The organism is Actinomadura macra NBRC 14102 (assembly GCF_001552215.1).
Classification (GTDB): Bacteria; Actinomycetota; Actinomycetes; order Streptosporangiales; family Streptosporangiaceae; genus Spirillospora; species Spirillospora macra.
On sequence record NZ_BCQT01000014.1, the window covers coordinates 1 to 22385 of the forward strand.

A 22385-nucleotide genomic window follows, 5' to 3' on the forward strand; every position below is an offset into this window, starting at 1 on the left:
TCGCCCCACGCCTCCACCCGGAACGACCACGCCCCCGGCTCCGTCGGCGTCACCTCCGCCGCCCACCGGTCCAGACCATGACCGATCTCGGCCATCCGCGCGCCCGCGAGCTCCTCGCCACCCGGCGTCCGCAGCACCACCGCCGCCCCCAGCGACTCGTGCCCCTCACGGAACACCGTCGCGGCGACCTCCACCGTCTCCCCCACCACCGCCTTGGCGGGCCATCGACCGCCCCCCACCACCGGCGACACGTCCAGGATCGGTATCCGACCGAGCCTCGGAATGCCGGTCATTTGGGACGTTCCGGACTCGACCTGCATGTGCCACCCCTACCCGTTCGAGAAATCCAAAACGTCCCATGCCCGCGAACCGGCGCTTCCCTTCTCGTCGTTGTCCATAACTTTGCGCTGCGGATCGGATACCGGGAGCAAACACCACAAAACGATCATTTGCCTGGGAGTAGGGGGCGGCCTGGACGGTCCGCGGACGGTCGGGATTCCGTAAACGCCCGGCAGCGGATCGGTCTTCCGGGTGACGGTCCGGTCCCCGGTGTCGCATCCGTCCGAGGGCACCACATAGCGTGGTTCCGCGTGAAGGCAATCCGACGTTTCACGGTACGCACCGTCCTTCCCGAGCCGCTCAGGCAACTGGAGGAGCTCGTCCTCAACCTGCGCTGGTCCTGGCATCACGAGACGCTCGACCTGTTCCGCGCCGTGGACCCGGCGCTGTGGAAGGCCGTCCGCCACGATCCGGTGCGGTTGCTCGGCGAAGTCTCACCGGAACGCCTGGCGGCCCTCGCAGGTGACAGGAGATTCCTGCGCCGCCTCCAGGACACGGCCGACGACCTGCATGAATACCTGACGGCACCGCGCTGGTACCAGACGCGCTCCACGCCCCTCGCAGAGCGCGGGGAGGCTCCGTCCTCCATCGCCTACTTCTCGCCCGAATACGGGATCACCGCCGCGTTGCCGCAGTACTCCGGTGGCCTCGGCATCCTCGCCGGCGATCACCTCAAGACGGCGAGCGACCTCGGCGTCCCGATCATCGGGGTCGGGCTGCTCTACCGGCACGGCTACTTCTCGCAGTCGCTGTCGCCGGACGGCTGGCAGCTGGAGCGCTATCCGCCGCTCGACCCGAACGGGCTGCCGCTCACCCTGCTCCGCGATCACGACGGGACGCCCGTCCGGGTCAGCGTCGCCCTGCCGAAGGACCGCGACCTGCACGCGCAGGTGTGGCTCGCCCGCGTCGGGCGCGTCCCGCAGCTGCTGCTCGACTCCGACGTCGAGGACAACGACCAGGCCGCGCGGGACGTCACCGACCGGCTCTACGGCGGCGGCGGCGACCACCGGCTCCTCCAGGAGATGCTGCTCGGCATCGCGGGGGTGCGGGCGATCCGCGCCTACTGCGACATCACCGGGCACCCGGCGCCGGAGGTGTTCCACACCAACGAGGGTCACGCCGGGTTCCTCGGCCTGGAGCGCATCCGCGAGCTGGTGTCCGAGCAGGGCCTGACATTCGACGAGGCCCTGGAGGCCACCCGCGCGGGGACGGTGTTCACCACGCACACGCCCGTCCCGGCGGGCATCGACCGGTTCCCGCGCGAGCTGATCCAGCGATACTTCGGCGACCCGAACGAGGACGACGTCCCCGTGGAGCGGGTCCTCGCCCTCGGCGCCGAGGATTACCCGGGCGGCGACCGCACCGTCTTCAACATGGCCGTGATGGGTATGCGGTTGGCCCAGCGGGTCAACGGCGTCAGCGCCCTGCACGGCCGTGTCAGCCGGGAGATGTTCGGCGGGCTGTGGGGCGGCTTCGACACCGCCGAGGTCCCCGTCGGGTCGATCACCAACGGTGTGCACGCCGGGACGTGGGTGGCCCGGGAGGTCCTGGAACTGGCCGCCCGCGAGGTCCCGTCGGTCGTGGAGTCGGCGAGCGGCTGGGAGGGCGTGCGCAACGTCCGGAGCGGTGAGATCTGGCGGGTACGGCGGGTGCTGCGCGAGCGGCTCGTCGTGGACGCGCGGCGCCGGCTCCGCGAGTCGTGGCGGCAGCGCGGCGCGAGCGAGGCCGAGACGTCCTGGATCGACCAGGCGCTCGACCCCGATGTGCTGACGATCGGGTTCGCGCGGCGCGTCCCGTCCTACAAGCGGCTGACGCTGATGATGAGCGACCGGCACCGGCTCCGGTCGATCCTGCTGGACCCCGACCGGCCGGTGCAGATCGTCATCGCCGGCAAGGCGCACCCGGCCGACGAGGGCGGCAAGCGGCTGATCCAGGACATCGTGCGGTTCGCCGACTCCGAGGACATCCGGCACCGGATCGTGTTCCTGCCCGACTACGACATGGCGCTCGGGCAGCTCCTCGTCCAGGGCTGCGACGTGTGGATGAACAACCCGCTGCGGCCCCTTGAGGCGTGCGGGACGTCCGGGATGAAGGCGGCGCTGAACGGCGGGCTCAACCTGTCGATCCGTGACGGCTGGTGGGACGAGTGGTACGACGGGCAGAACGGCTGGGCCATCCCGTCCGCCGACGGGCTCGCCACCCCCGACCGTCGCGACGCGCTGGAGGCCGCCGCGCTGTACGAGCTGATCGAGGACCATGTCGCGGTCACGTTCTACGACCGGGACTCGGCGGGGCTGCCGCGCCGCTGGCTGGAGATGGTCAAGCACACGATCGCCACGCTCGGCCCGAAGGTGCTGGCGTCCCGGATGGTCCGCGACTACGTGGAGGGGTACTACGACCCGGCCGCCGCATCCGCCCGCGCCATGTCGACCGACAAGTACGCCGGGGCGCGCGCGCTGGCGGCCTGGAAGCAGCGGGTGTCCTCGGGGTGGCCGCGCGTCGCCGTCGAGCACGTCGAGTCCACCGGGGAGGAGAGCCCGCACGTCGGCGGGCGGCTGACCGTGCGGGTGCTGGTCGATCTCGGCGTCCTCGACCCGGGTGACGTCGCTGTGGAGGTCGCCTACGGCCGCGTCGACGACTCCGATGCGCTGGTTGCGCCGACCTACCTTGAGCTGCGCGGCGGCGAACCGGCCGAGGACGGCCGGCTCCGCTACGCGGGCGAGGTCCCGCTGGCGCGCAGCGGCGCGTTCGGGTACAGCGTCCGCGTCGTGCCGAGCCACCCCATGCTGTCCGGACGGGCGGAGATGGGGCTGGTCGCGCTGCCACCCGCGCCGCCCGGCATGACGAACGGCGACCTGCGCTAGAGGCCGTCCTCGTCGTCGGGCGGCGGGTCCGGCTGCCGCCATCCGGCGACGAGGACGGGCAGCAGCAGGTGCGTCAGGAAAAGCGCGACGACGCCGTCGGCGATGGCCGCCATCGGGATGTGCGCCTCCCGGCCCCCGCCGGTGTTGAGCACAACGGCGGCGACCACGACGATCACCCCGAGCATGATCCGGTGCGCGATCGTGTGGGCGCGGAGCCGCTCGGCCACCTGCCGCTCGTCCAGCCTCCGCTCCGACCGCGACGTCGTGCCGCGCGTCGCGGTGTTCAGCGCGCTGAACACCGGTATCGCCACCACGACCGACAGGCCCAGCAACGCGATCGACGCGTACATCGCGGGATCGCCCGGCGCGAGGTTCCACGACACCACGCAGCCCGCCCACGGCATCGCCACCGCCACCAGCCCGGCCACCACGACCCACCTGCGCCGACGCCGCGTCGCATACCAGGACGGCAGGACCTCGCGCTGGAGGGCCTCGTCCCATGCGCGCGCCCATCGGTCCCTGATGCGGGTGCGCCGCTCGCCCATTCCCCGGGGCTCCCCCCTCGGCGCGCTCATCGGGCGCTGCCCAGCGTGGGAAAGGGCGCCAGCGAGAACACGACCTCGACGGGCACCTCGAAGAACCGGGCGATGCGCAGCGCGAGGTGCAGGCTCGGGCTGTACTCGCCGCGCTCCAGGTAACCGACCGTCTGATAGTGAACGCCCAGCGCCGTGGCGAGCTCGCGGCGTGAGACGCCCCGCTCGGCCCTCAACACCGCGATCCGGTTGTAGACGCTCTCCTTCTCCGCGGACACCGTCACAGTCTTCCGCAGCCGGCGGAAGAAGGTGCGTCACGCGGGGCATTCTCAGGCGGGAGGTGGGGCCGCCAGCGACTCGTAGGCGGGGGCGAGGACGTCGGTCAGGTCCCGGCGGCGGACCCGGACCGGCGGGGGAGTCGCGACCCGCAGGACGAACCCCGGCGGGACGGGCGGGGCGGGCGGACGTTCGCGCAGCCCCGCCAGACCGGACGGCGGCGTCCAGAACCCGGCGGCGGTGAGCGGCTCGTCCGCCATCTCGAACGGGTCGGGCTCGGCGCCGGGGCCCGAGCCGCGCCGCAGCGCCGCGAGCAGCCGGTCCCGGCCGCGCCCGTTCCACTCCAGGATGAGGAACGGGTCGTCATCGAACGCCTCGGCCAGCAGGTACAGGACGGCCGCCGCGTGCTTGCACGGGTCGCCCCAGTCGGGGCAATCGCACATCAGGTGCAGGTCGGAGGCCGTCCCCGGGAACAGCGCCAGCCCCAGTTCGGCGAACACCCACTCGATCTCCGGCGGCATCTCACCCGCGAGCAGCCGCGCCCGGAACACCGCACGGGACGCCAGCTCCGCCTCCGCCGCGCGCCAGCCCGCGTCGTCGATCGCCTCGATGCCGAGCGCGACCTCGTACGGTTCGGGCGCCGACCCCCGCACCTTCGCGGTGACCTCGTACGGGGCGACCCGCAGGTCGAAGACGTTGCCCTTGCGCGCGTAGGTACGGCCGCGCTGGAGCCGGCCCTTGTCGGCGAACGACTCGACGAGGTCGATGAACCGCCGCGACCACCACCGCGCACCGATCGAGCCGCGCTTGGTGCGGGCCCTGACGCCCGTGTCCGCTTCCGCTTCCGCGTCGAAATCCTCGTGCATCAGTCGCTCACCGCATCCGGGGACAGGCGCAGAACGTCACGCAGCTCCGCGACCGACAGCTCGGTCAGCCACTCCTCGCCGGTGCCGACGATCGAGTCGGCCAGGGCCTTCTTGCGCTCGATCATCTCGTCCACCCGCTCCTCCATCGTGCCGATGCAGATGAACTTGCGCACCTGCACGTTGCGGGTCTGCCCGATGCGGAACGCCCGGTCGGTCGCCTGGTCCTCGACGGCCGGGTTCCACCAGCGGTCCACGTGGACGACGTGGTTCGCGGCCGTCAGCGTCAGCCCCGTGCCGGCGGCCTTGAGCGACAGCAGGAAGACCGCGGGCTCCGGGTCGTCCTGAAAGTGCCGGACGAGGTCGTCGCGCGCCTGCTTGGACGTGCCGCCGTGCAGCCACAGGACGGGCCGCTCCAGCCGCGCCGCGAGGTAGGGCTGGAGCATCGAGCCGAACTCGGCGTACTGCGTGAAGACGAGGATCTTCTCGCCCTGTTCCAGGACCTCGGCGCAGACCTCCTCCAGCCGCTCCAGCTTCCCCGACCGGCCGGGCAGCCGCGAGCCGTCCTTCAGCAGCTGCGCCGGATGGTTGCAGACCTGCTTGAGCTTGGCCATCGTCGCCAGGACAAGCCCGCGCCGCTGCTTGTCGTCGGCCTCGGCGATCTGGGCGAGCATGTCGTCCACCGTCGCCTGGTAGAGCGACGCCTGCTCGGTGGTCAGGTTGCAGTAGACCTTGATCTCCTGCTTCTCCGGCAGGTCCGAGATAATCGACTTGTCGGTCTTGAGACGGCGTAGGACGAACGGCTGCGTCGCCCTTTTCAGCGCCAGCGCGGCCTGCTCGTCGCCGTCCCGCTCGATCGGGATCGCGAACCGCTCCCGGAACGCGGCGCGCGGGCCGAGCAGCCCCGGGTTCGCGAACTCCATGATCGACCACAGTTCGGTCAGATGGTTCTCCACCGGCGTGCCGGTCAGCGCGATCCGGCTGCGCGCCGGGATGCTCCGCACCGCCCTGGCCTGCCGTGTCCCGCTGTTCTTGAGGGCCTGCGCCTCGTCGCAGACGACCCGCTCCCAGCCGATCTCCGCGAGCGTCTCGGCGTCGCGCGCGGCCGTCCCGTAGGTGGTCAGCACCAGGTCGGCCCCGGCGACGGCCTGACCCAGCCCCTCGCCGCGGTGCCGTCCCGTCCCGTGGTGGACGTGGACGCGCAGCTTGGGGGTGAACCGCGCCGCCTCACGCTGCCAGTTCCCCACCAGCGACATCGGCAGGATCGCGAGGGTCGGACCGGGGCGCGCGCCGCCCTCCCGCTCGTGGACGAGCAGCGACAGAATCAAGATCGTTTTGCCCAGCCCCATGTCGTCGGCGAGCAGCGCGCCGAGGCCGAGATCGTTCATGAAGGCCAGCCAGGCGAGCCCGCGCTCCTGGTACGGGCGCAACTCGGCGTCGAGCTCGTCGGGGGTCCGTAGCGGGGTGAGGCGGCGGTCGGCCTCGCCGGACAGCAGGTCACCGAGCGTCCCGCCCGCGTCGACCTCGGTGAGCGGAAGCGCGCCGTCGCCGGCGTGGATGATCGCGCGGATCGCCTCCGCGGCGGGCATCCGGCCCTGCCGCGGGTGGCGCAGGAAGTCGAGGGCGGCCTCCAACTGCTGCTCGTCCAGCTCCACCCACCGGCCGCGAAGCCGGACGAGCGGGGTCTTCAGCCGCGCCAGCTCCTCCAGCTCGGCCTCGTCGATGCTCTCGTCGCCGATCGCGAGGTCCCAGCGGAAGCGCACCATGCCCTTCAGGTCGAAACCCGAAGGCGCGGCGGCCCCGGACGAGGTCTCCGGGTCGTCCGGATCGGTGGTGAGCTTCATGCCGAGCCGGGCCTTGCCCGCCCACTGGGGGAGCAGGACCCCGAACCCGGCGGCGGCCAGCAGCGTGGCGGCCTGCCGCAGGAAACGGAACGCGCCCGCCGTATCGAGGACGAGTTCGTCCGGGGTGGGGCCGTCCAGAGCCGGGGCGAGGTCGGGGAACAGGCGCAGCGCGCGGCCGAGACCGGTGAGGAGCGTCTCTTCGGCATCGGGGATCGAGGTGGCCTCGCCCGCCCAGACCAGCGCTGCGGGGACGTAGAGACTCGGGTCGTCGGTGCCCTGCAAGGCGAACTCGACACGCCAGGTGTCCGCGTCCTCAGCCTCGTCCTGCACCTGCCCGGTGAGCTCCCGCAGTTCCGGATCGAACTCCGGCGCGCCCGGCTCGGCCAGCCGGAAGCAGACGCGCAGCGGCCCGGCCGGGCGGCGCGACGCGGCGGCCCAGGCGTCCAGCTCGGTGATCAGCTCGCCCGGGTCGTCACCGGGCTCGCGGGCCACCTCGGCGGACGGGCCGGTCAGCGCCGCGACCCAGCGCTCGGCGAGGGGCAGCCGGTCGGGGACCTTGCCGCGCCGGGGCGGCAGCAGCGGATGCGGCACGACGCCCCGGACCGCCGTGTCGACCAGACCGTGCAGGGCCTCGCGCAGCACCTCGGCGGAGGGACGGCCGCCGTCCGCGGCGCGGCACGCGGCGGGCATCGCCGCGGCGAGCGACCGGAACCGCGCCGGGTCGTCGACGACGGGCCGCCAGCGCGCGACGAGGGCGCCGTCCTCGCGCAGCAGCGCGGGCAGCACCTGGCCGCGCCCGGTGAGGTGCACGGCCTCGGCGGCCAGCAGGCACAGGAACCGCAGGTCGGTGCCGGCGACCACGTCGCCGCGGTTCTCGGCGGCCTGGAGCAGCGCCATCGCCGGGAAGGCTTCCAGTACGAGCGCGGGCACCCGCCACGGGCGCAGCTCGGGCTCGTCGCGCACGGGCTCGGGACCGAGCTCGGCGGACGGCAGCGGACGGTCGCCGAGGGTCGGCAGCGACATCGCCAACTCGACACGGAACGCGCCCCGCACTAGCGGTTCATAGGACGTGCCGGAGAAATCCCGTGTCGCGAACGGATGGACCCCAGGGGCGGGCTCGTCCGGACCCGTGCGTTCGGCCCACAGGCAGAGCGCACCACCATGCCACGTGGCGTGGGCGACAAGCATGGTCATCGAAGCTACCAGCAGCCTCGGACAGTGTTGATTGCAATCCCGGCTGTGTTCACTGCAATCCCGGCCCAAGGGACTCGCCTGGCGGCTCGCCCCTTGACCGTGCTCGGGCGAGCGCGACATCGCTTCGCGATCTTCCCGTTGGGGCTCGCCTTCGGCTTCGCCCCCCCCGGTCAGGTCACGCGCTCGCGTGACGGTTGAGGCCACACCGAGGTTGAGCCCACACGACGGTTGAGGTCCCACCGGAACAGAACACTAGGCTCGGGGCGTCACCGCCGAAGTTCTTCAGGAGGGTCGCCGTGGGAGAGTTCGTACGGGTCGAGGTCGAGGATGGGATCGCGACGATCAGGCTTGACCGTCCCAAGATGAACGCCCTGAACGCCCAAGTGCAGCGGGAGCTGATCGACGCGGCCGCGCAGGTCACCGGAGACGACGCCGTCGCCGCCGTCGTGCTGTACGGCGGGGAGCGGGTGTTCGCGGCGGGCGCGGACATCAAGGAGATGGCGCCGCTCGGCTACGCGCGGATGTCGGCGGGCCCCTCGCGCCTTCTCCAGGACTTCGCCAAGGCGCTCGCCGCCATCCCGAAGCCCGTCATCGCCGCGATCACCGGGTACGCGCTCGGCGGCGGCCTGGAACTGGCGCTGACCGCCGACTTCCGGGTGGCGGGCGAGGGCGCGAAGGTCGGGCAGCCGGAGATCCAGCTCGGCATCATCCCCGGCGCCGGCGGCACGCAGCGGCTGGCGCGTCTCGTCGGCCCCGCGAAGGCGAAGGACCTGGTGTTCTCCGGACGGCATGTCGCGGCGGACGAGGCCCTCGCGATCGGCCTCGTCGACCGGGTCGTCCCGGACACTGACGTCTACGCGGCGGCGAAGGAGTGGGCGGCGACGTTCGTGGGCGGCCCGGCGGTCGCCCTCCGTGCCGCCAAGCAGGCCATCGACGCGGGCCTGGAGGTCGACCTGGACACCGGCCTGGAGATCGAGCGGGTCCAGTTCTCGGCCCTGTTCGCCACCGAGGACCAGGCGAACGGCATGAAGAGCTTCATGGAACAGGGGCCGGGCAAGGCCGAGTTCACGGGTCGGTGAGCGCGCGCGCCTGTGCGTTCAGGATCTCGTCGGCGTAACGCTCGGTCCAACGGCCGAGGACAGCGAGCGGCTCCAGCAGCCCGCGCCCGGGGTCGGTCAGCTCGTACTCCACACGCGGCGGGGCCTCGGCGTAGCGACGGCGCGTCACCAGGCCGTTCTGTTCGAGGCGCCGCAGCGTCCCGTTGAGGACCTTGTGGCGGATGCCGCCGATCCGGGCCTGCAACTCGCCGGGACGGAGCGGGCCGTTGCGCAGCGTCCAGAGCACGACGCCCGTCCAGGTGCCCGCCAGCATGTCGAGGGCGAGCCGGGTCTGGCAGTCGGCGGCGAACTCGTGTGTCTGCACTGTGGTCCTCATGGTGTCGCCTGACATCCTGCCCCTCCCGATACGCACCAGATGGTGCGGAACGGACCGCCTAGCGTCCCGTCCGACGGTAGTCGAACGGGAGGTCGTCATGCGGATCGGAGTGCTGGGTGCGGGGGCCATGGCGGACGCGCTAGCGACGCAGTGGGTACGCGCGGGCCACGAGGTGCGGATCGGGGCGCGCACGCCCGCGAAGGCGGTCGCACTGGCGGAACGGATCGGCGCGGCGACCGGGGGCGCGGTCACCGGCGGCGGGCTGCGGGAGGCGGCGGAGTTCGGCGAGGCGGTGCTGCTCGCCGTCTGGTACGAGGGCGTCCAGGACGTGCTGCGCGCGGCGGGTCCGCTCGCGGGCCGGGTGCTGGTCGACTGCGTCAACCCGATGGAGCCGCCGTTCGAGCGGCTGAAGACGGCGGGCGGCCCCTCGGTGGCGCGGTGGATCGCGGACGCGACGGGGGCGCGCGTGGTCAAGGCGTTCTCCATGTGCCACGAGAGCGTGTGGCGGATGACGCCGCCGACGTTCGGCGGCCGCCCCCTCGGCGTCCCCCTGTGCGGCGACGACGCGGACGCCCTCACCGTCGTGCGCGCACTCGTGGCGGATCTCGGCTGTGTGCCCCTGGACGGCGGGAGCCTGGAGAGGGCCGGGCTGCTGGAGGCCGCGACCGCGTTCGTGGTCGGACTGTGGGTCGCCGGCGAGGACCCGGCCACGATGCTGCCGCCACCCGAGTACGCGGGCGGCGATCCGCGACGCACCTCGGAACCGGCGGGGTGACCGGGGCCAGCGGAATGACCGGGGCCGGCCGTCGCCGTTCTTCTTCGCGGCTTTTTTGGCGATGGCACCCGGCCGGGTGGAGATCCGCCGATAGCATCGGCCGCCATGCGACAGGCGTACCGAACCGCGCTGGTGACCGGCGCGTCCAGCGGGATCGGTGAGAGCTTCGCCCGCCTCCTGGCCGCCCGGGGCATCGATCTGGTGATCGTGGCTCGGCGCGCCGACCTGCTGGACGGGCTGGCGCGCGAGCTGGTCGAGCGGTACCGCGTCGCGGTGGAGGTGCTGGCCGCCGACCTCACCGACCCGGTGGAGCGCGACGAGGTCGAGCGGCGGTTGCGCGCCGAGCCGGTGGAACTCCTGGTGAACAACGCGGGGTACGGCGCGTTTGGAGCGTTCGCGGAACTGCCGCTGGACGAGCAGCTCGCGCAGATCGAGCTCAACATCACCGCGCTGGTGCGGCTCACCCACGCGGCGGTGCCCGGCATGGTCGCCCGGGGCCGGGGCGGTGTGCTCAACGTCGCGTCCATGTCGGGGTTCGCGCCGTCACCGGGCAGCGCGACCTACGGGGCGACCAAGGCGTATGTGATCGCCTTCTCCGAGAGCCTGCACGCGGAGGTCGCGGCCAAGGGCGTGCATGTGACCGCGCTGTGCCCCGGTTTCACCCGCACGGAGGACGAGGAGCCCGCCAACCTGCTGTGGTTGCGCCGCGACGACGTGGCCAGGGCGGGTCTGGTCGCGGTGTCGGCCGGGCGTGCGCTGTGCGTCCCCGGCGCCCAGTACAAGGCGGCGCTGCCCGCGCTGAAGCTCGTCCCGAGGTCGTTGCTCAGGGCGGCCGTCATCCGCATGTGGCAACAGGCCGCCGACAGCCGGTGACGGCGGGCAGCCCTTCTTCGCGCCGTTCTACAAACTGAGCCCCGGGTTGCTTGTGAACCGGGTTACTTGACGGGGTCCCTCTCCACTGGCGACGATCGAACCTACGCTTGAGTAGGTTAGTTGGGCCTGCTGGGCGGCCTGATCAGCGTGCCGCGGGTGCGGCGGCACCGCCCGGTAATCCCTGTCGTCCAGTGAAGGAACGGTATGTCCGTCACCCCCGAAGACAAGTTCCAGACCGGTCTCATGCTCGACCTGGAGCAGGTGGTCGCGAAGGAACTCGACCGGCACCTGTCGATGGCCAAGGAATGGTTCCCGCACCAGTACGTGCCGTGGGGCGAGGGACGCGACTTCGACGGGCCGCTGGGCGGCGAGGCGTGGGCGATCGAGCAGTCGAAGCTGAGCAACGAGGCGCGCGAGGCGCTGATCGTGAACCTGCTCACCGAGGACAACCTGCCCGGCTACCACAACGCCATCGCCACCGTCTTCGGCCGCGACGGCGCCTGGGGCACGTGGGTCAACCGCTGGACCGCCGAGGAGAACCGGCACGGCATCGTCATCCGCGACTACCTCACCGTCACCCGGGCCGTGGATCCCATCGCGCTGGAGCGCGCCAGAATGCTCCACATGGAGACGGGCTACGAGCCCACCCACGGTGAATCGTTCCTGCACGGCGCCGCATATGTGGCCTTCCAGGAGCTCGCGACCCGCGTCTCGCACCGCAACACCGGCAGGGCGTCCGGCGACCCGATCTGCGAGCAGATGATGTCCCGCGTCGCCGCGGACGAGAACCTGCACATGATCTTCTACCGGAACCTGCTCGCCGCCGCGCTGGAGCTCGCGCCGAACGAGACCATGCAGGCCATCACCGACGTCGTCAAGGCGTTCGAGATGCCCGGCGCCGGCATCGAGGGGTTCCTGCGCAAATCCGTCGTGATCGCCAACGCCGGCATCTACGACCTGCGCCTGCACCACGACGACGTGCTGACCCCCGTCCTGCGCAAGTGGGGCGTCTTCGACCTGACCGGCCTGAACGGCGACGGCGAGAAGGCCCGCGAGGATCTCGCCGGATTCCTGGAGCACCTCGACGCCGCCGCCACCAAGTTCGAGACCCGCCGCGAAGAGCGCCGCGCCCGCCAGGCCGCCAAAAAGGGCTGATCCCCGCCCCGGCATGGTCAAACCCCAGCCGGCGGTCACGGGACAGGCACGCGGAGCGAGTGCCAGCGAGCGCAGGGGCATGCCCGGCGCGCCGCGCCCCCGGAGCGAGCGCCAGCGAGCGAGGAGGTGGCGAGCCGCGCACCCGGGGTCTGGGGTCGCCCCCCAGACAAATAGGGAACGCGGATGCGAACCCTCACGTCAAAGAGGGCTCTCCGCGGGAACGCGGAGGGGGGTTTTGGCGTCAAAGGGGTCATGGGAAAGCATCGGCGGCTGGGCGGGTATCGGTTGCTGGGCGAGATCGGCCGGGGGAGCACCTGCGTCGTGTACCTCGCGTTGGACCCCCAGGGGCGCGAGGTGGCGGTCAAGGAGCTGTGCCCCGAACTGGTCGGGGAGCCGGAGGCGATCGGCCGGCTGGCGCGCGAGATGTCCGCTCAGGCCCGGATCCGCAGTTCCTACGTGGCGCGGCTGCTGGACGGTCAGGTCACGGCGGAACGGCCGTACGTGGCCATGCAGTACGTGCCGGGATGCCCGCTCGCCGATCTGGTCCCCGCCTACGGGCCGCTGGGCGGGGAGCGGCTCGTCCGGTTCGCGCGGCGGCTGGCCCTCGCCCTCGCGGACGTGCATGACGCCGGTGTCCTGCACCGGGACGTGGCGCCCGGCAATGTGATCGTGCTCGGCGACCGGCCGACGCTGATCGACTTCGGTATCGCGCACGAGTCGGGCACGGAGCAGATCACCAGGCGCGGGATGGTCGTGGGCACGCCCGCCTACCTGGCGCCCGAGTTGATCGAGGGGGAACGTGCCACCACCGCCTCGGACGTGTTCTCGTGGGCGGCCACCGTCGCCTACGCCGCGACGGGACGGCCGCCGTTCGGGCGGGGGTCGCTGCACGGGGTGTGCTTCCGGATCCTGCGTGGACAGGCCGACTTGGAGGGTGTTTCCGAGCCCGTGGTGGGGTTGCTGCGGCACGCGCTGCGGAGGGATCCGTCCCGCCGTCCGACCGCCCGGTGGCTCGCGGGGGCGCTCGCACGGCGTCCCGAAGAGGTGACCGGCGGTGGCCGCGGGAGGGCTGCCTGACATGCCGGTTGGATCCCTCCCGGCCGGGGGGCGAAGGGTAGGGTTTCGTAAACGATGAAGGGGGTTGTCACGTCCGGGGACCGAATCGGCCACTACAGCGTGCTCCAAACCCTGGGGGAAGGGGGCATGGGCGTCGTCTACCTCGGCGCCGACCCCGAGGGGCGCAAGGTGGCCATCAAGGTGCTGCGGCCGCAGGTGGCCGGGGACGCCACGGCGCGCCGCCGGCTGGCGCGCGAGGTCGACTCGATGCGGCGGGTGCACAGTCCCCACGTCGCCGAGATCCTTGACGCCGACGTCACCGCAGACCAGCCCTACATCGTGACCCAGTACGTGCCGGGGCGGACCCTTGAGGAGATCGTCGAGGAGTCCGGTCCGATCTATGGGCAGGGCCTCCAGCGGCTCGGGGTGGGGCTGGCGTCCGCGTTGTCGGCGATCCACGGCGCCGGGATCGTGCACCGCGACATGAAGCCCGGCAACGTGATGCTGGTCGACGGCGAACCCGTCGTGATCGACTTTGGTATCGCGCAGGGCGCCGATGCGACCCGGCTGACCGCCACCGGCATGGTGATCGGCACGCCCGGCTATCTCGCGCCGGAGATCATCGAGGGTGAGGACGCGGGCCCGCCCTCGGACGTGCACGCGTGGGCGGGCACCTTGGCGTATGCCGCGACCGGGCGGCCGCCGTTCGGCTCGGGCACGTTCGAGTCGATCTTCTACAAGATCATGCAGGGCACGCCCGACCTGGACGGCGTGCCGGACGCGATGCTCCCGGTGTTGCGCTCGGCGATGGCCCGCAACCCGGTCGAGCGCCCGAAGGCGGTCAACCTCGTCCAGCTGACCCGGCGCATCCACCTCGAAGCCACCATCACCGACCAGACCCGGGTCGACCAGCACTACACGCGTCCCGACCGCACATCCCAGCCGATGGCGCAGCCGGACCACATGCGGCAGTTCTCCATGCCCGCGCCCGAGCCGGCGGCGCCGGAGCCGGCCACGCGGACCGACACCCCGCCGCCGACCCCGATGCCCGCACCGGCGCCCACTCCGGCGCCCGTTCACGCGCAGCCCAAGGACTTCGTCGGCCAGCTTCCGCCGGCCGCGCCGCCGCCCGTCCCGCCGCCCGCGCCGGGCCCCTACGACTCCCAGCAGTACGCGCAGCGCGGCTACGGCCAGACCCCCTACGACGGCAGGCAGCCGCAGGGCGGGTATCCGCCTCCCTACGGCCAGCCCCCGCCCGGCTCGTTGCAGCGCGGTCCGGAGCAGCACGGCCCCGAGCAGGGCGGCCCCTACGACCAGCGGGTCCAGGACGTCCGGAGGCAGGCCGAGCGCACGCGCGACGAGCGTGACAAGGGCGGCCGTAAGCCTTATGGCCTGTACCGGGTCCTTAGCCTCATCGTGTTGGTGGCGCTGCTCGGGTTCGCCAACATCGCGCCGCTGTTCGCCCTTGGTGTCACCGTCGCCGGGGTGCTCGTGCTGCGGATGGCCGACAAGGCCGCGAAGGGCATGGAGGACAAGCGGACCCGGCGGGGTCCCCGCTCGGGCGACGCGGTCGCGGCGGCCTTCAAGACCCCGCTGCACCTGCCGGGCGCGGTGCTGATGACCGGCCTGCTCGCGGGGATCAGCCTTGGCGCCGGGCTGATCCTGCTCGGGGTGCTGATCTTCGCCAAGCCCGACATGACCGCCTCCCGGGCCATCGCGTACTCCACCATGGCCGTGATCGGGCTGCTGTGCCTCGCGCCGGGCAGCGGCGCGCCGCGGCGGCAGATGGCCAGGACGTGGGGGGCGCTGCTCCCGCGCACCGAGGTCGCCCTCGCCGCCGTCCTGATTCTCGGGATCTTCGCCGCGGTGCTGGCCGGGTTGTCGCAGAAGCAGCCGCCCGACACCACCCCGCTGGACGGGATGAGCCAGGACCTGGAAGGTCTGCGCGGCGACGTCCGCGACCTCGTCGACTGGCTTCCGGGCATCGGCTCCGGCGCCTGATCTGCGTCGCCATGATGCGTGGCCGTGATCCGGCGCGCGGATCCGCCGCCCGTCGGTAGGGTGGCGACCGATATGAGCGGCGAGACGAGCCACCAGGAGCACATCGGTCCGTATCGGCTGCTGTCCCGGCTGGGCGGCGGCACCGTCCACCGTGCGGCTGGCCCCGACGGCCGCGACGTGGCGATCCGGCTGCTGCCGCCGGGCGCGGATCCCGACCTCGCGCGGATGCGGGAGGTCCTCAGCCCCTACGTGGTGGACGTTCTGGACGGCGAGCCCGCCGGGCCGGCCCCCTACGTCGTCTCCCGCTTCGTCCCTGGACGGCCGATGGCCGAGCACGTCACCGCGCAGGGGGCGATCGGTGGTGCCGAGCTCCGCCGCATGGCCCTCGGCCTGGCCAAGGCACTCGCCGCCATCCACCAGGCGGGCCTTGCACACGGCGACCTCGGCCCGGGCACGGTCCTGGTCGTGGACGGGGCTCCCGTCGTCATCGACTTCGGCCTCGCCCGCGGCGACGCGCCGGGCGACATCGCGGGCTGGGGCGCGGTCGTGGCGTTCGCCGCCACCGGACGCCAGGACGCGCCCGCCGACGCCTTGCCCGTGGAACTGCGCCGTCTCGTGGCCGCCGCCACCGATCCCGACCCTGGTGCCCGACCGTCCGCGGCGGAACTGGCCGAGGCGGCGTCCGGGCTTGACCTTCCGCCCGCCGCGGTGCCCGTGCCCCGTTCCGCGGTGCCTTCACCGCAGCCCTCCCCGCGGCCCGCCGCCCCGGCGGTCTCGACGGTTCCCGAGTGGGCCGGTGCGCCGGGGACCGCCGCCGAGGCGCGTGGGCTCGCCGTGGCGCGGGGGTGGGCGCGGCTGCTCGCCGCCATGGTCGTGGTGATCGGGGTGGGTGTCGCGGTCATGATGCCGATCGTCGGGCTGGTGCTGTCGCTCGCCGCGGTCACGCTGCTGCGCGCCGCCGCCGAGAGGAGCGTCCGCGGCTGGGCGTCGGCGTTCGGGCGGACGCTGCTGACCGTCCCGTACGCGGCGCTGTTCACCGTTGCGGTGCCGCTGGGGCTGGTCGCGGTGTCGGCGGTCGGCGGTGAGATCGACTCGCTCGGTGCCTGCGCGTTCGGGGCCGGAGCCGGGGCGGCCGTGTTGTGGACGGCGCCCGGCGTCCGCGCTCCCCGGCGCCAGATGGAGCGGATGGCCCTTGCCACGGCGCGCCAGCCCCGCGGGATCGCGGTGGCGGGTGCGGTGCTCGGGGTGTTCGCGCTGCTCGCCGTCGTCGGTGCCATGTCACTGACGCCGAGCTTCGCGCCCATGTACGGATTGCAGAGCTCTTTGGAGAGTTCGGTCGACCGGTTGCAGCACGCCGTCGACAGGATGTGAGCCGTCCACAGGGTTCGGGTCGACGCGTGCCTGGTTTGGTCTGGCCCCGCTCAGCGGGACGGGGCGCCGCGGCTCGCCGGGACGTGGGTAATGTCTCACACGCTGGGATTGGCCAGAGGGCTACCCATGGGTAACATTTGGCTGACAAGGCCGAACCGGGGACCCGGCGCCGAAGCGCGTTCGGGCCTTTGGCAGGCTGTGACAGCGAGAACGCGTTTTCCGCGTCGGCCCGGTAGGGGCGGCGCCCCTCTGTCCGCTTACCCCAGCGGCCAATTGAGTGCAGGGAGGTCGGCCCTCGGCCATGAACATCGTCGTCCTGGTGAAGCAGGTTCCCGATACGGAGAGCCCGCGCAAGCTGAAGTCCGATGACAGCACGCTCGACCGCGCTGCCGCGGACGGTGTCATCAACGAACTCGATGAGTACGCCATCGAGGAGGCATTGCGGATCAAGGAGGCCCAGGGCGGCGAGGTGACCGTCCTGACCATGGGTCCCGACAAGGCCGCCGACTCCATCCGCAAGTCCCTCGCCATGGGCGCCGACAAGGCCGTCCACCTCCTCGACGACGCCCTCGCCGGCTCCGACGCGCTGCAGACCTCCTACGCGATCCAGCAGGCGCTCGGCCGCACCGGCTTCGACCTGGTGGTCCTCGGGTCGGAGTCCACCGACGCGCGCACCGGCGTGCTCGCGGCGATGCTCGCCGAGCGGCTCGGCGTCCCGCAGCTCTCGCTGGCCAACAAGGTCGAGATCGACGGGACGTCCATCACGATCCAGCGGCAGACCGACTACGGCTACGACCGGGTCGAGGCGAGCCTGCCCGCGGTGGTGAGCGTCGTCGAGAAGATCAACGAACCGCGCTACCCCTCGTTCAAGGGGATCATGGCGGCCAAGAAGAAGCCGGTGGAGACGCTCGCCGTCACCGACGCCGGTATCGACGCCTCGCAGGTCGGCCTGGCGAACGCCGCCACCGAGGTGGTGGACTTCGCCGAGGCGCCGCCGCGCGCGCAGGGTCAGATCGTCACCGACGAGGGCGACGGCGGCGCGAAGATCGCCGAGTTCCTCGCGTCGAAGAAGTTCGTCTGACCGGGGAAGGGAACGGACAACGATGGCTGAGATCCTCGTCCTCGTCGACCATGTCGACGGTGAGGTCAAGAAGGTCACCCTCGAACTGCTGACGCTGGCCAACCGGCTGGGCGAGGCCGCCGCCGTATGGGTCGGCCCGGGCTACGAGGGTGCGAAGGACAAACTCGGCGAGTACGGCGCCGGGAAGGTGTACGTGGCCGCCGCCGAGGAGCTGACCTCCTACGTCGTCGCGCCCAAGGCGGCGCTGCTGGCGCAGCTCGTGGGCGCGGCATCCCCGGCGGCGGTGCTGGTCTCCGCGACCGCCGAGGGCAAGGAGATCGCCGGCCGCCTCGCGGTCAAGACCGGTTCCGGCGTGCTCACCGATGTGGTGGACGTCGCGGACGGCTTCGTCGCCGAGCACTCGATCTTCGGTGGCGGGATCATCGCGCACGCCAAGGTCCGGACCGGTACGCCGATCATCGCCGTGCGGCCGAACTCCGTGGCCCCCGAGGCGTCCCCGGCGTCCCCGGTGGAGGAGCAGGTCTCGGTGACCCTGTCGGACGCCGACAAGGCCGCGAAGATCGTGGAGAAGGTCGTCCAGGAGAAGGGCGAGCGCCCCGACCTGACCGAGGCCGCGATCGTCGTGTCCGGCGGACGCGGCGTCGGCGGCGCCGAGAACTTCACCATCATCGAGGGCCTGGCCGACTCGCTCGGCGCGGCCGTCGGCGCCTCCCGCGCCGCGACCGACGCCGGCTGGTACCCGCACTCGTTCCAGGTCGGCCAGACGGGTAAGACCGTGTCGCCGCAGCTCTACATCGCGGTCGGCATCTCCGGCGCCATCCAGCACCGGGCCGGCATGCAGACCTCGAAGACCATCGTCGCCATCAACAAGGACTCCGAGGCGCCGATCTTCGAGCTCGTCGACTACGGCGTCGTGGGCGACCTCTTCCAGGTCGCGCCGCAGCTCACCGAGGAGATCAACAAGCGCAAGTGATCTCCCGCGTGGCGCCCCGTCCGGTAGGACCACCGGACGGGGCGTCCCACTCTCAGGTGCGCGCCGGCCGGGGATAGGGCACGGCCGAGAGGACGGCGGGCTTGAGCATGTCGCTGACCTCCGCGTAGGGGACGACGGTGTCCAGTTCGCCGCACGCCGAGGCGTAGCCCAGCACCGAGCCGTAGAACGCCACCCGGAGGCCGGTCGGCGTGAGGGCCATGGTCACGTCGCCGGACTTGACGAACCTGGACGGGTCGTCCGTGCCGTGCAGCTCCACCGGCCCGGTCCCCGGATTCTGGTCGCTGTCGCAGTAGACACCGCCCGGCAGATGCGACTTGATCTTCTTGTCCAGCGGCGCGAGACCGTCGTTGGTCGGGACGCGGAACAGGTCGAGCGGGCGGTAGGACGCGCCGGTCCGCAGATCGACGACGACGGCGGGCGAGTGGTCCCAGCCCGTTCCCCGCTCACCGCGCAGCTCGACCTTGTACCAGACCGAGAGCAGCCTCTCGTTGCGCATGAGGATGGTCGGCGTCACGACGTCGGTGTAGCCGCCCCGGCCGATCCCCGCGAGGCCCTTCCGGGTCTTGGCCCAGCGCTCTTCGAGTGGCGCCCGCAGCGCCTGGTTGATCGTACGGGTGAGCGCGGGCCGCCCGCCCGAGACCGTGACGACCCGGCCCTGAACCTGGAAGGTCATGCCGTTACCAAGGTCCTGCTGCGGGACGCTGAGCGCGACGAGTTCCGGCACGATCGGCTTGGTCTTCGGCTTGTCGTCCGCGACGGCGACATAGGTGGCCGCGCCGCCCGCCGCGACCACGGTCGCCCCGCCGGCGACGGCCACCGCGCCCTTGGCGCCGAGCGTTCCCAGCACCCCCTTGCCGGCGGCGCCGGCGCCCGCCCCGGCGCCCCCGACGCCGGACCCGCTCGCGCCCGCCGCCCCGGCCGCCCCCGCGGCCCCGGCGCTCCCGGCCGCCGCGCCACCCGAGCCGAGGCCGAGCGCGGTGAGGGGGAACAGCATCGACAGCGCGGCCGCCGCGCCGGCGAGGGTCCGCACGCCGCGCCCCTCCCAGTCCGCGCCGTACGCGGCGGCCGCGGCGGACTCCAGCTCCGACACGAACGCCGCCGCGCCCGCCGGACGGTCCCACGGGTTCTTCGCCAGCCCGCGTGAGACGAGCGGGCGCAGCGGTTCCGGGACCTCCTGCGCCGGGACCGTCGCGGTCAGGTGGCGGCCCATCAGCCCGGCCTGGTCCTCGGCGACGTAGGGCCGCCGCCCCGTCACGCACTCGAAGAACACGCACGTCGCCGCGTAGACGTCCGTCGCGGGCGAGGCGGGCTCGTCACGCCACTGCTCGGGCGCCATGTAGACGGGCGTGCCGGACCGTCCCGCCGCGCCCGCGTCCACCGCGATGCCGAAGTCGATGAGCTTGCTCAGCCCGTCACCCCGCACGATCACGTTCGCCGGCTTGTAGTCGCGGTGGACGATCCCGAGGCCGTGCGCCGCCGCCAGCCCCAGCAGCGACCCCTTCAGCACCGCCAGCGCCGCCTCCGGCTCCAGCGGTCCCCGCTCGGCGAGCACCGCCTTGAGCGGCGCGCCGTCCACGGGCTCCATCACGATGGCGGCTCCCTCGGGGGCCTCCACCAGCCCGTACAGCTGGGCGACGTAGGGGTTGCGCAGCCGGCGGAGCAGTTCGGCCTCGCCGCGGAACCGTTCCCGGAACCCCCCGTCCGACCCCAGCCCCTCCGCGAGGTACTTGATCGCCGCGGGCAGTCCGCTCGCGTCGTGCCGCGCCAGCACGACGCGGCCCTGCGCGCCCTCCCCGAGGACGCGCAGCTCGCTGTACCCGGGAACCCGCCATCCGCCCATGTAACCGCCCTCCGCACGACAATCCCGAGGGCGTTATATCGGATGACGACCCGTTACGACCGTGTCAGACGGCCACCGGTTCGGGTTCGGCGGCGGCCACGGCCGCCTCGGAGGAGTGAGCGGTGACGTCGGTGTCCATCCGGAGTGGGACAAATCGGGCGCCGACGGCGATCAGCAGGGCGAGCACGACCACGACGCCCACACCGACCCGCAGGGACGTGGCGTCCGAGAGGAAGCCGACGACCACGGGGCCGAGCAGGAGACCTCCGTAGCCCATCGCGCCGACCTGGGCGACCGCGGCCGCCGGACGGTCCGGGTCGGCCGTGCCGGCCAGCGAGATCGTCGTCGGGACGACGGTGCAGACGACCAGTCCGGTCACGAAGAACCCGGCGATGGCCACGGGCGCGGCGGGCGCCAGCACGACGACGGTCATGCCGAGCGCGGTGCCGACGCCGGCGCCGACCAGCAGCCGCCGGGTGCCGAGCCGCATCCGGACGCGGTCGCCGACGAGCCGTCCGAGCAGCATCGCCAGCTCGAACATGGGGTAGCCGAGCGCCGCCATGGCCTGGGTGGCGCCCATCTCGTCGTGCAGCAGCAGGCCGCTCCAGTCGGCGATCGAGCCCTCGGTCATGAACGCGATGAACGCGAGGATCCCGATCAGGTAGACGGCGACGGGCATCCGGCGCGACCCGCGTCCGGTGCCGTCCGTCGCGGGGACGGCGGGGTCGGGCAGGTAGGTGCGGCCGAGCGCGAGGGCCGCCGGCAGCGTCAGCAGCGCGGCGGCGAGGACGGTCGCGGTGAAGCCCAGCCCGGCGGCGGCGGTGACGACGCCGAACAGGCCGCCGCTCATCGCGCCGACGCACCAGCCGGCGTGCATCCCGCTCATGATCGACCGGCGGTACGCCCGCTCGACGACGCTGCCCTGGGCGTTCATCGCGATGTCGGTGACCCCGAACGCCATGCCGAACACCGCGACGGCGGCCAGTAGCACGGCGTAGGTCGGCGCGAGCGCGACGGCGGCGTAGGACACCGCGGTCAGCGGCAGCGCGAGGCGCAGGACGCCCCGGCTGCCGGCGCGGGCCATCACGGTCCGCAGCGACTGCATGGCGAAGATCGCGCCGAGCCCCCAGACGAGGACGACGATGCCGATCTCGCCCTCGGTGGTCCCGAACTTGGCCGCCAGCGCGGGCATGCGGGCCACCCACACTCCGGTCAGCAGACCAGCCAGAGCGAAGGTCAGAAACGTCCCCGTGCGGGCACGCAACAGCATGATTCACCTCTTTCACGACTCGGTGTGACAGGGGGAGAGAACGTAATGGAACGCTCCAATAGGGCGGGCGATGCTTGAGGGCGCCAGGAGGCGCCCGGCCTTACCGTTCCAGTAGAGCCAGCAGCCGCCGCTTGAGCGCCTGGAGTTGCTCGTCGTCGTACAACTCGGGAGTGTGGCTCATCACTTCCCACAGCCCCTCGGCCGCCAACCGGACGATCGCCGCGGCCTCCGGGTCGGGATCGTCGCCGGAGCCCCGGCCGTGCCAGCGGCGCATCGCCTCGTTCAGCGGCTCGGCCTGTTCCGGATCCGTGGCGGCGGCGCTGATCGCCGACCATCGCCGGTGGGCGCGCGCCTCGCCGGTGAGGATGTCGAACGTGGCCTCGACGTAGGCGCGGCTGTACGAGCCGGGGGTGCCGTCGTCAGAGGCGGCGATCAGATCGTCGAACTCCTCGATGACCCGCGCGACCATGGCCTTGACGAGCGCGTCCTTGGTGGGGAAGTGGTAGAGCAGCCCGCCCTTGCTGACGCCGGCCCGGTCGGCGACCGCGGCGAGCGTCAGCGCCTGCGTCCCCTGCTCGAAGAGCACGGACTCGGCGGAATCGAGCAAGGCGTCCCTTTTCAT

At 72.4% G+C, this 22385-nt stretch carries 19 protein-coding genes; 10 read left to right on the forward strand and 9 right to left on the reverse strand.

The window, feature by feature from the left end:
* Positions 1-293: maltotransferase domain-containing protein (locus AMA02S_RS22900; RefSeq protein WP_169806875.1), on the reverse strand; the 293-nt coding region annotated here is incomplete at its 3' end.
* A gap of 297 nt (positions 294-590) precedes the next feature.
* On the opposite strand from AMA02S_RS22900, the gene glgP reads away from it, so the two are divergent.
* The gene (gene glgP, locus AMA02S_RS22905; protein ID WP_067461451.1) at positions 591-3203 is read left to right on the forward strand and encodes an alpha-glucan family phosphorylase; all 2613 of its coding nucleotides are present in this window, start codon (positions 591-593) and stop codon (positions 3201-3203) included.
* On the opposite strand, the gene AMA02S_RS22910 is transcribed toward glgP, so the two are convergent.
* The 4 genes from AMA02S_RS22910 to AMA02S_RS22925 are packed head-to-tail and all read right to left on the reverse strand — an operon-like array spanning position 3200 to position 7907.
* Positions 3200-3748: a hypothetical protein gene (locus tag AMA02S_RS22910; protein ID WP_067461452.1), complete on the reverse strand. Its 549-nt coding sequence runs from the start codon at positions 3746-3748 to the stop codon at positions 3200-3202. The two genes, glgP and AMA02S_RS22910, sit on opposite strands and share 4 nt — an antisense overlap.
* A 26-nt stretch (positions 3749-3774) precedes the next feature.
* On the reverse strand, positions 3775-4014 hold the full coding sequence (locus tag AMA02S_RS22915; RefSeq protein WP_245667752.1) for a helix-turn-helix transcriptional regulator: 240 nt from the start codon (positions 4012-4014) through the stop codon (positions 3775-3777).
* 51 nt (positions 4015-4065) lie between these two features.
* Positions 4066-4878, reverse strand: coding sequence for an SWIM zinc finger family protein (locus AMA02S_RS22920; protein WP_067461454.1), 813 nt, complete (start codon positions 4876-4878; stop codon positions 4066-4068).
* Entirely contained in the window at positions 4878-7907 is a 3030-nt protein-coding gene (locus tag AMA02S_RS22925; RefSeq protein ID WP_067461626.1) for a DEAD/DEAH box helicase, read from the reverse strand. The genes AMA02S_RS22920 and AMA02S_RS22925 overlap by 1 nt, the downstream gene beginning before the upstream one ends.
* A gap of 302 nt (positions 7908-8209) precedes the next feature.
* Between AMA02S_RS22925 and AMA02S_RS22930 the strand changes: the two genes are divergently transcribed.
* Complete coding sequence (locus tag AMA02S_RS22930; RefSeq protein ID WP_067461455.1) at positions 8210-8992, forward strand: enoyl-CoA hydratase/isomerase family protein; 783 nt, start codon at positions 8210-8212, stop codon at positions 8990-8992.
* Here the strand turns inward: AMA02S_RS22930 and AMA02S_RS22935 are convergent.
* Positions 8979-9347 (reverse strand): winged helix-turn-helix transcriptional regulator, encoded by a 369-nt coding sequence (locus AMA02S_RS22935; RefSeq protein ID WP_067461456.1) that lies wholly within the window; start codon positions 9345-9347, stop codon positions 8979-8981. The genes AMA02S_RS22930 and AMA02S_RS22935 overlap by 14 nt on opposite strands.
* A gap of 97 nt (positions 9348-9444) precedes the next feature.
* On the opposite strand from AMA02S_RS22935, the gene AMA02S_RS22940 reads away from it, so the two are divergent.
* From AMA02S_RS22940 to AMA02S_RS22975, 8 genes are all read left to right on the forward strand, one after another.
* On the forward strand, positions 9445-10122 hold the full coding sequence (locus tag AMA02S_RS22940; protein ID WP_067461457.1) for an NADPH-dependent F420 reductase: 678 nt from the start codon (positions 9445-9447) through the stop codon (positions 10120-10122).
* Positions 10123-10227: 105 nt separating this feature from the next.
* Positions 10228-10995 carry an SDR family NAD(P)-dependent oxidoreductase gene (locus AMA02S_RS22945; protein WP_067461458.1) on the forward strand — a complete coding sequence of 256 codons (768 nt, stop codon included), beginning with the start codon at positions 10228-10230 and terminating at the stop codon, positions 10993-10995.
* Between the two features lie 204 nt (positions 10996-11199).
* Complete coding sequence (locus tag AMA02S_RS22950) at positions 11200-12150, forward strand: acyl-ACP desaturase (protein ID WP_067461459.1); 951 nt, start codon at positions 11200-11202, stop codon at positions 12148-12150.
* A gap of 252 nt (positions 12151-12402) precedes the next feature.
* Positions 12403-13227 carry a serine/threonine-protein kinase gene (locus AMA02S_RS22955; protein WP_067461460.1) on the forward strand — a complete coding sequence of 275 codons (825 nt, stop codon included), beginning with the start codon at positions 12403-12405 and terminating at the stop codon, positions 13225-13227.
* 54 nt (positions 13228-13281) lie between these two features.
* A complete protein-coding gene (locus AMA02S_RS22960) occupies positions 13282-15207 on the forward strand; it encodes a serine/threonine-protein kinase (protein WP_084265500.1) in 1926 nt (641 codons plus the stop codon).
* A 72-nt stretch (positions 15208-15279) separates the two neighbouring features.
* Positions 15280-16578 (forward strand): protein kinase domain-containing protein, encoded by a 1299-nt coding sequence (locus AMA02S_RS22965; protein WP_157430785.1) that lies wholly within the window; start codon positions 15280-15282, stop codon positions 16576-16578.
* A 301-nt stretch (positions 16579-16879) separates the two neighbouring features.
* Positions 16880-17659, forward strand: coding sequence for an electron transfer flavoprotein subunit beta/FixA family protein (locus AMA02S_RS22970; RefSeq protein ID WP_067461463.1), 780 nt, complete (start codon positions 16880-16882; stop codon positions 17657-17659).
* Positions 17660-17681: 22 nt separating this feature from the next.
* A complete protein-coding gene (locus AMA02S_RS22975; RefSeq protein WP_067461464.1) occupies positions 17682-18632 on the forward strand; it encodes an electron transfer flavoprotein subunit alpha/FixB family protein in 951 nt (316 codons plus the stop codon).
* A 52-nt stretch (positions 18633-18684) separates the two neighbouring features.
* On the opposite strand, the gene AMA02S_RS42095 is transcribed toward AMA02S_RS22975, so the two are convergent.
* From AMA02S_RS42095 to AMA02S_RS22990, 3 genes are all read right to left on the reverse strand, one after another.
* Positions 18685-20493, reverse strand: coding sequence for a serine/threonine-protein kinase (locus tag AMA02S_RS42095; RefSeq protein WP_067461465.1), 1809 nt, complete (start codon positions 20491-20493; stop codon positions 18685-18687).
* A gap of 64 nt (positions 20494-20557) precedes the next feature.
* Positions 20558-21763 carry an MFS transporter gene (locus AMA02S_RS22985; protein WP_084265501.1) on the reverse strand — a complete coding sequence of 402 codons (1206 nt, stop codon included), beginning with the start codon at positions 21761-21763 and terminating at the stop codon, positions 20558-20560.
* A 100-nt stretch (positions 21764-21863) separates the two neighbouring features.
* Positions 21864-22385: a TetR/AcrR family transcriptional regulator gene (locus AMA02S_RS22990; protein ID WP_067461466.1), complete on the reverse strand. Its 522-nt coding sequence runs from the start codon at positions 22383-22385 to the stop codon at positions 21864-21866.

Coding starts and splice junctions, on each gene's coding strand:
- AMA02S_RS22910 (WP_067461452.1), bottom strand. CDS start 3,748: ATGGGCGAGCGGCGCACCCGCATCAGGGACCGATGGGCGCGCGCATGG.
- AMA02S_RS22920 (WP_067461454.1), bottom strand. CDS start 4,878: ATGCACGAGGATTTCGACGCGGAAGCGGAAGCGGACACGGGCGTCAGG.
- AMA02S_RS22925 (WP_067461626.1), bottom strand. CDS start 7,907: ATGCTTGTCGCCCACGCCACGTGGCATGGTGGTGCGCTCTGCCTGTGG.
- AMA02S_RS22935 (WP_067461456.1), bottom strand. CDS start 9,347: ATGAGGACCACAGTGCAGACACACGAGTTCGCCGCCGACTGCCAGACC.
- AMA02S_RS22940 (WP_067461457.1), top strand. CDS start 9,445: ATGCGGATCGGAGTGCTGGGTGCGGGGGCCATGGCGGACGCGCTAGCG.
- AMA02S_RS22945 (WP_067461458.1), top strand. CDS start 10,228: ATGCGACAGGCGTACCGAACCGCGCTGGTGACCGGCGCGTCCAGCGGG.
- AMA02S_RS22950 (WP_067461459.1), top strand. CDS start 11,200: ATGTCCGTCACCCCCGAAGACAAGTTCCAGACCGGTCTCATGCTCGAC.
- AMA02S_RS22955 (WP_067461460.1), top strand. CDS start 12,403: ATGGGAAAGCATCGGCGGCTGGGCGGGTATCGGTTGCTGGGCGAGATC.
- AMA02S_RS22960 (WP_084265500.1), top strand. CDS start 13,282: ATGAAGGGGGTTGTCACGTCCGGGGACCGAATCGGCCACTACAGCGTG.
- AMA02S_RS22965 (WP_157430785.1), top strand. CDS start 15,280: ATGAGCGGCGAGACGAGCCACCAGGAGCACATCGGTCCGTATCGGCTG.
- AMA02S_RS22970 (WP_067461463.1), top strand. CDS start 16,880: ATGAACATCGTCGTCCTGGTGAAGCAGGTTCCCGATACGGAGAGCCCG.
- AMA02S_RS22975 (WP_067461464.1), top strand. CDS start 17,682: ATGGCTGAGATCCTCGTCCTCGTCGACCATGTCGACGGTGAGGTCAAG.
- AMA02S_RS42095 (WP_067461465.1), bottom strand. CDS start 20,493: ATGGGCGGATGGCGGGTTCCCGGGTACAGCGAGCTGCGCGTCCTCGGG.
- AMA02S_RS22985 (WP_084265501.1), bottom strand. CDS start 21,763: ATGCTGTTGCGTGCCCGCACGGGGACGTTTCTGACCTTCGCTCTGGCT.
- AMA02S_RS22990 (WP_067461466.1), bottom strand. CDS start 22,385: ATGAAAAGGGACGCCTTGCTCGATTCCGCCGAGTCCGTGCTCTTCGAG.